This window comes from Mediterraneibacter torques (assembly GCF_044591705.1).
In the GTDB taxonomy this organism is placed as follows: Bacteria; Bacillota; Clostridia; order Lachnospirales; family Lachnospiraceae; genus Mediterraneibacter; species Mediterraneibacter torques.
Genome location: NZ_CP172594.1, coordinates 1,391,618 through 1,404,774, shown reverse-complemented (window position 1 = coordinate 1,404,774; position 13,157 = coordinate 1,391,618). Strand labels below are relative to the sequence as shown.

Annotated in this window: 13 protein-coding genes; 8 read left to right on the top strand and 5 right to left on the bottom strand. The window is 41.6% G+C overall.

Translation table 11 applies throughout. From position 1 onward, the window contains the following. Positions 1-3: 3 nt before the first annotated feature. Genes yihA through ACH9UM_RS06540 form a run of 4 tightly spaced genes read left to right on the top strand, consistent with a single transcriptional unit; the run spans position 4 to position 5,153 of the window. Positions 4-612, top strand: a complete 609-nt coding sequence (gene yihA, locus ACH9UM_RS06555; protein ID WP_004845555.1) for a ribosome biogenesis GTP-binding protein YihA/YsxC — start codon at positions 4-6, stop codon at positions 610-612. After that, positions 602-1,756, top strand: coding sequence for a sporulation integral membrane protein YtvI (gene ytvI, locus ACH9UM_RS06550; RefSeq protein WP_004845556.1), 1,155 nt, complete (start codon positions 602-604; stop codon positions 1,754-1,756). Before yihA ends, ytvI begins: the two co-directional genes overlap by 11 nt. A 26-nt stretch (positions 1,757-1,782) precedes the next feature. Then, positions 1,783-4,041 carry a ribonucleoside-diphosphate reductase subunit alpha gene (locus ACH9UM_RS06545; RefSeq protein WP_227070187.1) on the top strand — a complete coding sequence of 753 codons (2,259 nt, stop codon included), beginning with the start codon at positions 1,783-1,785 and terminating at the stop codon, positions 4,039-4,041. A 50-nt stretch (positions 4,042-4,091) separates the two neighbouring features. Continuing rightward, complete coding sequence (locus tag ACH9UM_RS06540) at positions 4,092-5,153, top strand: ribonucleotide-diphosphate reductase subunit beta (RefSeq protein WP_004845558.1); 1,062 nt, start codon at positions 4,092-4,094, stop codon at positions 5,151-5,153. A 30-nt stretch (positions 5,154-5,183) separates the two neighbouring features. On the opposite strand, the gene ACH9UM_RS06535 is transcribed toward ACH9UM_RS06540, so the two are convergent. Continuing rightward, entirely contained in the window at positions 5,184-6,128 is a 945-nt protein-coding gene (locus tag ACH9UM_RS06535) for a DDE-type integrase/transposase/recombinase (RefSeq protein ID WP_370797429.1), read from the bottom strand. 377 nt (positions 6,129-6,505) lie between these two features. Beyond that, positions 6,506-7,822, bottom strand: a complete 1,317-nt coding sequence (locus ACH9UM_RS06530) for an IS30 family transposase (protein ID WP_004845211.1) — start codon at positions 7,820-7,822, stop codon at positions 6,506-6,508. A 226-nt stretch (positions 7,823-8,048) separates the two neighbouring features. On the opposite strand from ACH9UM_RS06530, the gene rd reads away from it, so the two are divergent. The 3 genes from rd to ACH9UM_RS06515 all read left to right on the top strand — a co-directional run bounded on the left by rd (position 8,049) and on the right by ACH9UM_RS06515 (position 10,643). After that, positions 8,049-8,210, top strand: a complete 162-nt coding sequence (gene rd / locus ACH9UM_RS06525) for a rubredoxin (protein ID WP_004845559.1) — start codon at positions 8,049-8,051, stop codon at positions 8,208-8,210. Between the two features lie 210 nt (positions 8,211-8,420). Further along, a complete protein-coding gene (locus ACH9UM_RS06520; RefSeq protein WP_400092340.1) occupies positions 8,421-9,794 on the top strand; it encodes an NAD(P)/FAD-dependent oxidoreductase in 1,374 nt (457 codons plus the stop codon). A 6-nt stretch (positions 9,795-9,800) separates the two neighbouring features. Next, positions 9,801-10,643 carry a Cof-type HAD-IIB family hydrolase gene (locus tag ACH9UM_RS06515; protein WP_004845561.1) on the top strand — a complete coding sequence of 281 codons (843 nt, stop codon included), beginning with the start codon at positions 9,801-9,803 and terminating at the stop codon, positions 10,641-10,643. A gap of 67 nt (positions 10,644-10,710) precedes the next feature. Here ACH9UM_RS06515 and ACH9UM_RS06510 read toward each other — a convergent pair whose 3' ends face one another. The 3 genes from ACH9UM_RS06510 to ACH9UM_RS06500 are packed head-to-tail and all read right to left on the bottom strand — an operon-like array spanning position 10,711 to position 11,960. Then, positions 10,711-10,959 carry a spore coat protein gene (locus tag ACH9UM_RS06510; protein ID WP_009319845.1) on the bottom strand — a complete coding sequence of 83 codons (249 nt, stop codon included), beginning with the start codon at positions 10,957-10,959 and terminating at the stop codon, positions 10,711-10,713. A 58-nt stretch (positions 10,960-11,017) separates the two neighbouring features. Beyond that, entirely contained in the window at positions 11,018-11,200 is a 183-nt protein-coding gene (locus ACH9UM_RS06505; RefSeq protein WP_004845564.1) for a hypothetical protein, read from the bottom strand. 28 nt (positions 11,201-11,228) lie between these two features. Further along, a complete protein-coding gene (locus ACH9UM_RS06500) occupies positions 11,229-11,960 on the bottom strand; it encodes a gamma-glutamyl-gamma-aminobutyrate hydrolase family protein (RefSeq protein WP_004845565.1) in 732 nt (243 codons plus the stop codon). A gap of 133 nt (positions 11,961-12,093) precedes the next feature. On the opposite strand from ACH9UM_RS06500, the gene ACH9UM_RS06495 reads away from it, so the two are divergent. Next, positions 12,094-13,125: a dipeptidase gene (locus ACH9UM_RS06495; RefSeq protein WP_004845566.1), complete on the top strand. Its 1,032-nt coding sequence runs from the start codon at positions 12,094-12,096 to the stop codon at positions 13,123-13,125. The last annotated feature ends 32 nt before the right edge of the window (positions 13,126-13,157 follow it).

The following is a 13,157-nucleotide window of genomic DNA, read 5'->3' as shown; positions in this document are numbered from 1 at the left end:
ATTATGGTAATCAAAAATATTAATCTCGAAACAGTGTGCGGAATTACGAGTACGCTGCCGGAAAATGACAAGCCGGAAGTCGCATTTGCCGGAAAATCAAACGTAGGAAAATCTTCCTTGATCAATGCTTTGATGAATAGAAAATCTTACGCTCGTATTTCGGCGACACCGGGGAAAACACAGACGATCAATTTTTATAATATAAATGATGAAATGTACCTTGTCGATCTTCCGGGATATGGATATGCCCGTGTTTCGGAAAAAGAAAAAGAGCAGTGGGGGCGGATGATCGAGCGTTATCTGCACAGTTCCAAGCAGTTAAAAGCAGTATTTCTTCTGATTGATATCAGACATGATCCGTCGGCGAACGACAGAATGATGTATCAATGGATCGTAGAGCAAGGTTATCATCCGATTATCATTGCGACAAAGCTTGACAAGATTAAGAGAAGTCAGATACAAAAACATGTAAAAATGCTTAAACAAGGTCTGGATCTTGTTCCGGGAACAAAAGTGCTACCTTTTTCCTCGGTGTCGAAACAGGGAAAAGAGGATATATGGGAACTGATTGAAGCGGAATGTTTTAATGTGGAGGCGCAGGATGGAGAATAAACGTCCTTATTGGCAGGTCGGCATACGGCTGCTTTTTAGTCTGGCAGCGACGGCTGCATTTGTGATCATCGGAATAAAAGCGATCGGGTTTCTTATGCCGTTTGTGATCGGATGGATTATTTCCGCAGTGGCGGCTCCGCTTGTAAACTGGCTGGAAAAGCGGCTGCGTATAGTGAAAAAGCTTGGTTCGGCGTTGATCGTTATCCTCGTTCTAGGAGGAATCGTCGGTATACTCTATCTTGGCATCAGCCGGCTCATTCTGGAAGTCGCCAGCTTAGTCAGAGATTTTCCGTCGATATATGCACAACTGGAAAGCGGGTTGAGTCAGATCGGAGATACTCTTTCGGGAGTATTCGATAGGCTTCCCGAGGTTGTGCAGAACGGATGGAACACAGTTGCGTCGAATCTTGATCAATATATGGGAAAAGTTGTATCGGGAATCAGTGAACCGACTGTATCTGCCGCAGGAAATATTGCAAAAAGAGTTCCGTATTATCTTGTTTCGTTTGTCGTAGCTATTATGTCGGCATATTTTTTCATTGTTCAGAGGGAAGATGTGCTTGCATGGCTGAAAAAAGTTGCGCCTGTATCGGTTCAAAAGAGGATGACTCTTGTTTCGGATAATTTAAAATATGCATTAGGCGGATATTTTAAAGCGCAGTTTAAGATTATGGGAGTCGTATTTTTGATTTTAGCGGCAGGACTTGGATTTATGGGCATCGGATATTTTGTTCTTGTGGCATTTTTGATCTCATTTCTTGATTTCCTTCCGTTTTTCGGAACCGGAACAGCGATGATACCGTGGGCTGTGTATCAGTTTTTTATGGGTGATTACAAGATGACGGTATCTTTGGTCGTCCTCTATGTGATCACACAGGTTGTAAGACAGCTCCTTCAGCCGAAAATGGTTGGCGACAGTGTCGGACTGAATCCGCTTGTTACCCTGCTGCTTTTGTATGTAGGCTATAAAGCAGGAGGATTACTCTGGATGATCTTGTCAGTGCCGGTCGGAATGGTTTTGATCAATATGTGTCAGGCAGGAGCATTTGATTATATATTTAATGATGTTGAGATTCTTGTAGAAGGCGTTTTAGGTCTTCATGAAAATGAGGAAAAGATACAGGAAGAAAAAAGGAGGAATTGATGACAGAAACACTTGAGAAAAAAGGAATGACTTTGATAACAGACAGCTTTGTGTGCCGTACTTTGCAGTTTCAAGAACGGTTGGAAAAGCTTTTATATGACATACACACAGAATTTCCGGAAAAAGTTTATTCATTGGAACTTCTTTTTGAGAAATTTTCGGGATTTTTGAAAACGGATATGGACGATGGGGGAAGATTCGACGCGCTGATCAAAGCGGCGGCGGAACTTACAAGTCAGGAAGCGCCGCGTTGGGAAATGATCGCAGGATGGCTGCTTGATTTTCGCTTTTCGGAAAAATTGAAAGAAGAAGAGAAATCGATCGGGATTTCAGATCTGTATGAAAAGATTGTTTACCTGACAGAAAAAGGACTGTACGGTTCTTATATCATGGAAAATTACTCAAAAGAAGAGATCGTAGAAGCGGAGAGTTATATATGCAAAGAAAGAAACAGGCTGTTTAACTATTCGGGATTGGATCTTCTCATAAAGAGATATGTGATCTCAACACATCGGCATGTTCCGCTGGAGAGTCCGCAGGAGATGTTCTTAGGGATTGCCCTTCATCTTGCGATGAATGAGAAAAGAAAGATCAGACTTATGTGGGTGAGAGAGTTTTACGATATGCTCTCTAAATTAGAAGTGACAATGGCGACTCCGACTCTGGCAAATGCAAGAAAGCCGTTTCATCAGCTTAGTTCTTGTTTTATTGACACTGTTCCCGACAGTTTGAAAGGAATTTTCCGGTCGATTGATAATTTTGCCATGGTAAGCAAATACGGCGGCGGAATGGGGTTGTATTTCGGGAAAGTACGTGCATCGGGAAGTATGATACGAGGATTTGAAGGGGCGGCAGGCGGAGTGATACGCTGGGTCCGCATCGTGAATGATACTGCGGTTGCGGTAGATCAGCTTGGGGTAAGAGCGGGAGCGGTCGCGGTATATCTCGATGCATGGCACAGAGACTTGCCGGAATTCCTTCAGCTTCGGACAAATAACGGCGATGAGAGAATGAAAGCGCACGATGTATTTCCGGCAGTCTGTTATCCGGATCTGTTCTGGAAAATGGCAGGAGAAAACCTGGATCAGGACTGGTATCTGATGTGCCCGCATGAGATCATGACGGTAAAAGGATATTGTTTGGAAGATAGTTTCGGAGAAGAATGGGAGCGCCGCTATTGGGATTGTGTTCATGATGCAAGAATTAAGAAAAGGACAGTTCTTTTGAAAGATCTGATCCGTCTGATCATCAAATCAGCGGCGGAGACCGGAACTCCGTTTGCATTTAACAGAGATACAGTGAACCGTGCGAATCCAAACCCTCACAAAGGAATGATTTATTGTTCTAATCTTTGTACGGAAATTGCGCAGAATATGTCCGCGATTTCTACGGTTGAAACAAAAATACAGACAGAAGACAAAGACACAGTAGTCGTCAATACAACAAAAGCAGGAGAGTTTGTCGTCTGTAATTTGGCGTCTTTGTCACTTGGTAACCTTCCGGTAAATGATCCTGCATATGTCCGTAAAGTTGTGCGTACGGTTGTCAGGGCGCTTGACAACGTGATCGATCTGAATTTTTATCCTGTTCCCTACGCAAAGATCACAAACCATACATATCGATCTATAGGTCTTGGGGTAAGCGGATATCACCATATGCTTGCGAAAAATAAGATCAAATGGCAGTCGGAAGAACATTTGGCGTTTGTTGATAAATTGTTTGAGCAGATTAATTATGCGGCCATTGAAGCAAGCAGTGATTATGCGAAAGAAAAAGGTTCTTACCGATATTTTGAAGGATCGGACTGGGAGAGCGGAGCCTATTTTGAAAAGCGGGGATACTGCTCGGATGAGTGGAAGGAGCTAAGGGAAAAAGTACACAGACAGGGAATGAGAAACGCATATCTTTTGGCGATCGCGCCGACAAGTTCCACTTCCATTATCGCGGGAACGACAGCGGGGATCGATCCGGTTATGAACAAGTATTTCCTGGAAGAGAAAAAGGGATCTATGCTTCCCAGAGTTGCGCCTGATCTTAGCCCGGAGACGTATTGGTATTACATAAACGCACATCATATTGATCAGAATTGGTCTGTACGCGCATGCGGAGTCAGACAAAGACATGTGGATCAGGCTCAGTCGATGAATTTTTATATAACAAACGATTATACAATGCGCCAAGTGCTTAACCTGTATTTAAAGGCATGGGAATGCGGCGTAAAAACAGTATACTATGTAAGGTCAAAATCGCTGGAAGTAGAAGAGTGTGAGTCTTGTTCTTCCTAGAAAACAAGAAGTCGCTTTTTGCTGCCGGCAAAAAGAAAAAGGAGACGACTATGCAGCAATTTGATATAAAAAAACCGCTTCCGCACAAACCGCTTTTTAATCCGGACGGAGATACGGACGTACTGAAACGCCGCATGATCGGCGGGAATACAACTAATTTAAATGATTATAATAATTTGAAATATACATGGGCATCCGAATGGTATCGTCAGGCAATGAATAATTTCTGGATACCGGAGGAAATCAACTTGTCGCAGGATATAAAAGATTACCCGAATCTATCGCCGGCGGAGCGGAAAGCCTATGATAAAATTTTGTCCTTTCTCGTATTTCTTGATTCGATTCAGACGGCAAATCTGCCCTGCGTCGGAGAATATATTACGGCAAATGAAGTGAATCTTTGTCTGAACATTCAGACGTTTCAGGAATGTGTACATTCACAGTCATATTCTTATATGCTTGATACGATCTGCTCGCCTGATGAAAGAATGGATATTTTATACCAGTGGAAAACAGACGAACATCTGTTGAAAAGGAATACATTTATAGGGGAATGCTATAATGAATTTCAGGTAAAAAAAGATGCGCGGACTTTAGTGAAAGTGATGATGGCAAATTTTGTTCTGGAAGGGATCTATTTCTTTTCCGGTTTTATGTTTTTCTATAATTTGTCCAGGAACGGAAAAATGCCGGGATCTGCTCAGGAGATCCGGTATATTAACAGAGATGAGAATACGCATTTATGGCTTTTCCGTAATATTATCATCGAACTTCGCAAAGAACATCCGGAGCTGTTTGACGATCATATGGTGTCAGAGATGAAAGAACTGCTTATGGAAGCGGTTCGCCAGGAAATCGAATGGGCATGTTATGTGATCGGAAATGAAGTGCCGGGATTGAACGAAAAGATGATAACAGATTATATCCGTTATCTCGGCAATCTGAGATGGAAAAGCCTTGGATATGCCCCGATATACCCGGGATGTGAAAGAGAGCCGGAGACAATGAAATGGGTATCTCAGTATTCAAACGCCAATATGGTGAAGACGGATTTCTTTGAAGCACGCTCGACGGCTTATGCGAAATCAACAGCATTGATCGATGATCTTTAAAATTTTAAACGATTTAAGAGTGTAGGTTTGTCAAACATATGTTACACCCCGATCAATAAATTCCCTCAGAACAGTTTGTGGTGATTTCCACCCCAGAGGTCTCATGGGAAACTGGTTATAATCCCTACGGTTATAGGTTTGAAGCTGCTTGGAAAAATCCTCAAAGGAATAGAAAGTATGCGAGGTATAAAAACGTTCATTATCCTTGCGGTGGCTGCGTTCCACTTTTCCGTTATGACGTGGTGTAAAGGGTCGGATCAGTTTATGTTGGATGCCAAGTTCTTTTAAAGTCCGTTGGAATAAAGTCAATGTTTCTTTGCCGGAAGTGGAAAAGCGCTTTGTAAACTCCACGCCGTTGTCTGTCTGAACGCATTCGATTGGCATAGGAAAGCGTTGGATCAGATGCTTGAGGAACTGTGCGGATGAATAGGTGCTGTGTTCTTCAAAAGCTTCCACATACCGCCAGCGGGAGTACTCATCAATGGCGGTATACTGATAGAATTTCTTTCCTTTCGCATTATTGACAAGACAACATGCAGGAACGAATTTCACATCGACCTGGATACGCTGTCCGGGATATTTCATCTGCTCATAAGGCTTCGGAATATATTTGGGATTCGGAAGTTTTTGAGCCAAGATTCCCTGTTTCTTCAGAAAACGATACAATCCTGGGATGGAACGTTTATAACCGCGCTGCATAAGTTTGACCCAAAAGACAACCAGACCAGAATGGGGATTGCGCCTACGCATATCTTGGATCAGCTTGATTTCTTCAGGTGTATGCTGATTGGGATGGTGATGGGGACGGCGTGAACGATCGCGGAGAGACTCTATTGTGCCGTCATAGCGGCGCTTCCAACGATAAATATACTGGCGGTTTGTCTTATATTTAATTGCTGTTTTTGAGACACCATATTTTTCGGCGAAACGGATCAGGGATAGACGATACCTCATATCTTGTGTTATACTTGCCATGCGGGAATACTTCCTTTCTTAAATGTTTAGGTTTGGTAGCTTAAAGCATAACACAGAAAAGGTATTTCCGCTTTTTAATTATTCAGTTGTAACACATGTATTGTAATCCTACACTTTAAAATTTTAAACGGTTGAGTGAATAAGTAAATTCCATATGTAAAAGTAAATTCCATACAGAAGACTAAATTCGATATTTTAGGGTTTGACGAATTGTGTCAAATCCTTTAAAGTGGAATTTAACCAGATAATAAATGCTTTTCTGCAATAAAAATGTATGCTAATGAGACAACTGGAATCTGCTCTGTAAGACTAAATTCCACTTGTCTGGTATGTGTGATATGGAGCCTTTATCCGCAGATTTGTTTTATTATCTGGTTTTATTTTTTCAATAATGCAGGCGTTAATACGATCTCATCTGCCGGTATTTCAGTGAGAGCAAAAAAATTTAAAAGTTCATGTGGGAGCATGATTTTTGCAAGAGCCATAGGCGACAATCCACCAAGGCTTTGTCTTGGAGTACTGTTGATATGGCTCATCATCAGATTGATCTCTTTTTGCGAGTAATCGTCAAAGGATGTTCCTTTCGGGCATATTTTTCGGATATATTCATGGTTCTTTTCACAATGCGGCTTTTGCCAGGAACACATCGGATCACAATAATAAATACTTGTCCGAATCAGGTTGTCTTCACCACATTCCAATGCATCCGGAATCTGAAATTCACCGCCTCTGTCCGTTAAAATCAGCGAAAAAGCAGAGGCAAAAGAAAAGGTTCCAATCGCATGCTCAATGGAGTCAAATACATTTTTTATATGATCGGATTCTTTGCTGTCAAGAAGATACGCCATCATAAAAGAACATTCGGAAAAGTGGAAAGTGAGTAACACCTTGTGGGAACCTTCACAGCCGAGAACGGTATCCATTTCAGTAACTCTTGTATCCGGGAACTCTTTTAAAAATGCCTGAAAGTCTTTGTAAGTACGACCTTCATAGATTGTTTTATCAACTAATTCAGAAGAGCCGGAAGAACGGAGCTTATATTTTACTTTTTTAGGCAGATCGATATTTTTAACACTCAAAGCTCCGGATTCAATGTAATTGTAAAGCGTTTTTTCTGAGTAAGGGATCTCCGGATGATTCTGTAGGATCATGTAAGGGGACTGCCCCTGCATAATCAGTGGGGAAACCAGTTCATCCAGCCTTATCAAATCTTCAGGAGAAATGTTGATACCAGTTCGCGATTCAATCAGAACGGTTCGATATTCCCTGTGAGCAATCGTGGCTCTATAATAAGCCTTATCCAAACGGCATCCGCTTTTTTTACTGCAAGCATTGCATACAAAGGGAGCTTTATCTAGTTTGGAACAATGATAACTGCGAGGAATGAAATCATCGCAATGGGAATTACAGTGGTTGCAGAGTTTACACATTCTTTTGCATATCGGAGCATAGATTTCACAGATATTCTTTTTTTTGCAGTCTTTTATTAGAGCACATTTATTTTTTGATTCATTGAAGTGGCTATGTTCCTGAATAGTGCGGTGCTTTTTAATTTCTTTGGAGATAGTGGTTGGATCTTTTCCTAACTGTAGCGCAATGCTATGGAGGGAGTTTCCTTGATCCAACCTTTTTTCAATTATAATACGCTGATCCATTGTCATATGCTTTTGATTTCCAGGGATAGATTTACACATAAGTACCTCTTTTCTACTGCGGATAGAAGGTACTAAAATAATATAGGATATAGAAGAAGAGAGTAAGACTAAATTCAGCATGATGGTGGAATTTAGTTTTTCATTTAAGGTAAAATTTTAAACGATTTAAGAGGCGCTTGAAAAAAGAAAAGTTCTATGCTATTATGAAAAAGTATTATCGGCAGATAATGAAAGAATAAGATGAGAATTTGCAGGAGGTATTATCATGAAAAAATATGTGTGTGACGTATGTGGATACATTTATGATGAAGAAATCGGCGATCCGGATAACGGAGTTGAAGCAGGAACAAAATGGGAAGACGTTCCGGAAGATTTCCTCTGTCCGCTTTGCGGAGTAGGAAAAGATGAGTTTTCCGAAGTAGAGTAATCATAAACGGCAGAGACATAAAAACGAGGAAAGGCGGTTCTCGGAAAGTGATTCCCGGAGAACGGTCTTTCTTTTTGTGCTGTCGCGTATACGTCAAGTGATATTGAAAAATGTTTTTGCATATTTTGACCTCTGAATTTTAATAAAGAAACTAAAAAAGAGAAAAATAAAAACAATGAGAAAAACAACAAAAAAGAAAGGGAAAAGAAAATGAGCAGATATGATGTGATTATTATCGGCGCCGGACCGGGAGGAATCTTTGCGGCATATGAACTTGCAAAAAAAGCGCCGGAACTAAAAGTCGCTGTATTTGAATCGGGGAATTCTCTTGAGAAAAGAAAATGCCCGATAGACGGAAAGAAGATAAAAAGCTGTATTAACTGTAAAACTTGTGCGATCATGAGCGGTTTTGGAGGCGCAGGGGCATTTTCAGACGGAAAATATAACATTACAAATGATTTCGGCGGTACACTGTATGAATATATCGGTAAAGATACTGCGATCGACCTTATGAAATACGTCGATGAGATCAATCTTGCCTACGGCGGAGAGGGAACAAAGATGTATTCTACTGCGGGAACGGATATTAAAAAACTTTGTATTCAAAATGAACTGAAGTTATTAGATGCTTCTGTGCGGCATTTGGGAACAGATATCAATTATATTGTATTGGAAAATCTATATAAAGAGCTGAAAGAAAAAGTAGAATTCCGGTTTAATTATCGTGTGGATGAACTGGAGGCGGTTGACGGCGGCTATCGTGTGATAAGCGGGGACAGTACAGACGAGTGTGAGGAGTGTATTATTTCCGTAGGAAGAAGCGGAAGCAAATGGATGGAGAAAGTGTGCGAAAGTCTTGATATCGAGACAAACTCAAACAGGGTGGATCTAGGTGTAAGAGTTGAACTTCCGGCAGTGATCTTCTCCCATCTGACAGATGAACTGTATGAAAGTAAAATTGTGTATCGTACGGAAAAGTTTGAAGATAAGGTAAGAACATTTTGCATGAATCCCTACGGTATTGTTGTAAATGAGAATACAAACGGAATTGTGACAGTAAACGGTCATAGTTATGAAGATCCGAAGAAGCAGACGGAAAATACAAATTTTGCTCTTCTTGTGGCGAAACATTTTTCGGAACCGTTTAAAGACAGCAATGGATATGGAGAAAGCATAGCACGCTTATCCAATATGCTCGGCGGAGGCGTGATCGTGCAGCGCTTCGGAGATCTGACAAGAGGAAGGCGAAGTACGGCAAAACGTATTGAAGAAGGATTCGTGCGCCCGACACTGTCAGCGGAGCCGGGAGATTTAAGTCTTGTTCTTCCGAAACGTATTTTAGACGGAATCATTGAGATGATCTATGCTCTTGATAAGATTGCGCCTGGTACGGCGAATGACGATACGCTTCTCTATGGTGTGGAAGTGAAGTTTTATAATATGGAAGTGAAGTTAGATGAGCATCTTGAGACAAATCACAAAGGATTATATGTGATCGGGGATGGAAGCGGAGTGACTCACTCTTTGTCCCATGCTTCTGCCAGCGGAGTTTACGTTGCGCGTAGTATCGCAAAAAGGAAGTAAGAGATTATGATAAAATTACTTGCAATCGATATGGACGGAACATGTTTAGATCAGAGAAGCCGTATGACGGACAGAACGCTGGATGTACTGCGAAAAGCTGCGAAAGCCGGGATTACGGTTGTTCCGTGTACGGGGCGAAATTTAGGGTGTATTCCGCACAGGCTGGCGGCAGGTGTGCTAAGGGAGAGCAAAACCGAAGATGACGAAAAAAACAAAGATCTGTTTCGTTATGTGATCACTTCAAACGGAGCTATGGTGACAGATGTAAAAGAAAAGAAGACATTGTTCAGGGCTCTGATAAAAAAAGAAGATGCGCTTTCGATCCTTTCCGACTGCCGAAAAGAAAAATTCGGCATTGCGGCGCATGTAAGACACCGCTATTTTGCTCAGGGAAAGCTTTTTACTTCGGCAGGCCGCATTGTTTACGGGAAAGATGCAGCGGCGGTTTGCTGCGTGAGAAACATGGAAGAGATTCTTTCAAAAAGTGATTGTGATGTAGAAGAACTTCAGTTTTATTTTCCTACGTCAAAAGAAAAGGAAAAATTAAAAGAGATCCTTTCGGTGTATCCTCAGGTGAAAGCTGCGTATACCGGGATTTATGCCGAAATATTTTCAAAAGATGCGTCCAAGGGGAATGGCCTGAAAGCGCTTTCTGCTCATCTTGGCATAGAGAAAGAGGAGATTGCCTGCATCGGAGACGGGGAAAATGATTCATTCATGTTTGAAGAATCCGGTTTAAAAATTGCTATGGGAAATGCAGAGGAAATGTTGAAACAACGAGCAGATTATGTAACGTCGTCGAATCGCCATGACGGAGCTGCGGAGGCGATTGAAAAATATATCTTATGAAAAGTTGGTTCTATAGTTGGATCAGGGTTCAGGCGGCAGTTTTTTATCGCCTGAACCCTGAACTGGCTTATTTTACGTTTAAAATAGATTTGACATGTTCGATTTCCTGCATAGATGCTTTTTCGGCAGGAACATAATAACTTTTTTCCCGTGCGGCAGTGTACATTTTTTCCTGTGCCATCTCACACTGATTGCGGATCTGTTTTAAGCATTGTTTTAATTCTTTGTTTTCTGTCTGTGGGATCATATCTCCGAACATTTTCAGTTCACCGTTAATTCCTACAAGAGCATCTGAAACCATTGTCTTTTCATCCATTGTGTTCACCTCGTTCTGTAATGATTTTGATTGTTTGTCTCATGAAAATTGTGGAAGATTACAGGAATTTCATCAGTTCCTGTTTATTTTTCATAGCGGAATCAGCCGCTTCCTGAAAAAGCTTTTTGATTTCCGGATCTTCGGCTTTTGAAGCATAATCTGTCATTTTACAGTGGGTAGTGGAATATCCGCCGATAAGATGACGAAGGTTTTGAAGATCAAGGATTGATATTTCTGTCATGAATATAACCTCCTTTATAAATAATATTTCAGGAAATAGTATGTCCGGAATCTTTGCTGTTTATAAGTGAATGTGCAATAAATTCATGGAAAAGAGAACGCATTTCAGGCGAGGTGCGATACATGCACTCGGGATGCCATTGAACTCCGAGGGCGAAAGGATGTCCGGAAAGTTCGATTGCCTCAATGACGCCGTCCGGGGAACGGGCGCTGACACAGACGTTTCTCCCGGGTGTTTTGACAGATTGATGGTGGAAACTGTTCACATAAATGCACGAGCCTACAAATTGTTTGAGCTTTGAGCAACGTTCGATTTTGATGCGGTGGCTGACATCTCCTCTGGATGCGGACTGCTGTGTGTGGTTGAGCGTCGGCTGTGGGATAAGGGAAAGATCCTGCCAGATTGTTCCGCCGCAGGAAACATTTAAAATCTGCATTCCTCTGCAGATTGCAAGGACAGGTTTTCGGGAAGCCAGAACGCGCTTCATGAGACGGATTTGAAAAAGGTCTACCGTAATGTCTGTTTTTCCGTTTCCGTTTTGCGGTTCTTCTCCGAATAAAAGAGGGGTGATATCTTCGCCTCCGCAAAAGAGAAATCCGTCGCATAAACTTACATAGTCATCGATCATCCTGTCGCTTCGTACAAGAGGGATGAGGAGAGGGATTCCTTTGGCGTAACGGACGGATTGAATATAAACATTTGGTACAAACTGCCGATTCTCATTGAATCCGCATATGATGATGCCGATTTTAGGATGCATATAGTCTCCTTTTGATGTATTATTTTGCAGAAGGCCGCCGATTGTACTGCGCTTGTGCTATAGTCAGAATATGTAAAAAGAGAACTGCTTATACATAAGAGAAGAAAATAAAAATTTGAAAAGAGGAAAAGCTATGAGATGGATCGATATGCACTGCGATACGGTGAGCGAGATTTATAAAAACAGAAAAGGAACGCTGATGAAAAATACATTGTGCGTAGATATGGAACGGCTTGAAAGAGCGGGAGCGCAGATGCAGTTTTTTGCGTGTTTTGTAAATTTAAAAGATTACAGAACAGATCTGCGGTATGCAGATGAAAAGAAAACAAAGAATCCGGGTATCTATATACAAAATGCAGATGGAACAGGTGAAGATAAGGAAAGTGAAGACAGAGCATATAAGGCGGTTCGCCGGATGATCTCATATGCCAAGGAAGAAATAGACAGATGTAATCAGGCGGATCGGAAAATAAAACAACAAAATACATGTTTTTTGAACCCTGTGCTGACGGTAGAAGAAGGCGGTGTCCTTGGAGGAAAAACAGAGCGGATCGATGAATTGTATGAAGAAGGCGTCCGTCTGATGACGTTGACATGGAATTATGAAAATTGTATCGGCAGTCCAAACAGTGCTAATAGAAAAGTGATGAGAAAAGGGCTGAAACCATTTGGAATAGAAACTGTCAGGAGAATGAATGAGCTTGGCATGATTGTGGATGTGTCACATTTGTCGGACGGAGGTTTTTATGACTGCGTTAAGTACAGTGAATTTCCGATCGTGGCATCTCATTCAAACGCAAGATCTCTTTGCCTGCATCCGCGGAATCTGACAGATGAAATGCTCCGCCTTCTTGGAAACAAAGGAGGAGTGGCAGGAGTGAATTTTTATTCTGCATTTTTAAGAAAAGAAGGAAGAGCGGAAATTTCTGATATTGTAAAACATATTTTGTACATGATCGATAAAGCCGGAGAAGATGCGGTTGCGCTTGGGACGGATTTCGACGGGTTTTCAAAAGAAGCGCTTCCGGGAGAGATTCGGGATGTGGAAGATATGTGGAAATTGTGGGAAAGGCTGGAACGCGCGGGATTGACGGGGAGACAGATTGAAAAATTTGCATCCGGAAACATTTTGCGGGTTATGAATGACGTGTTGCGGAAAAAGTAAAATTAAAGAAAACTTAGGATTTTGTTTAAAGA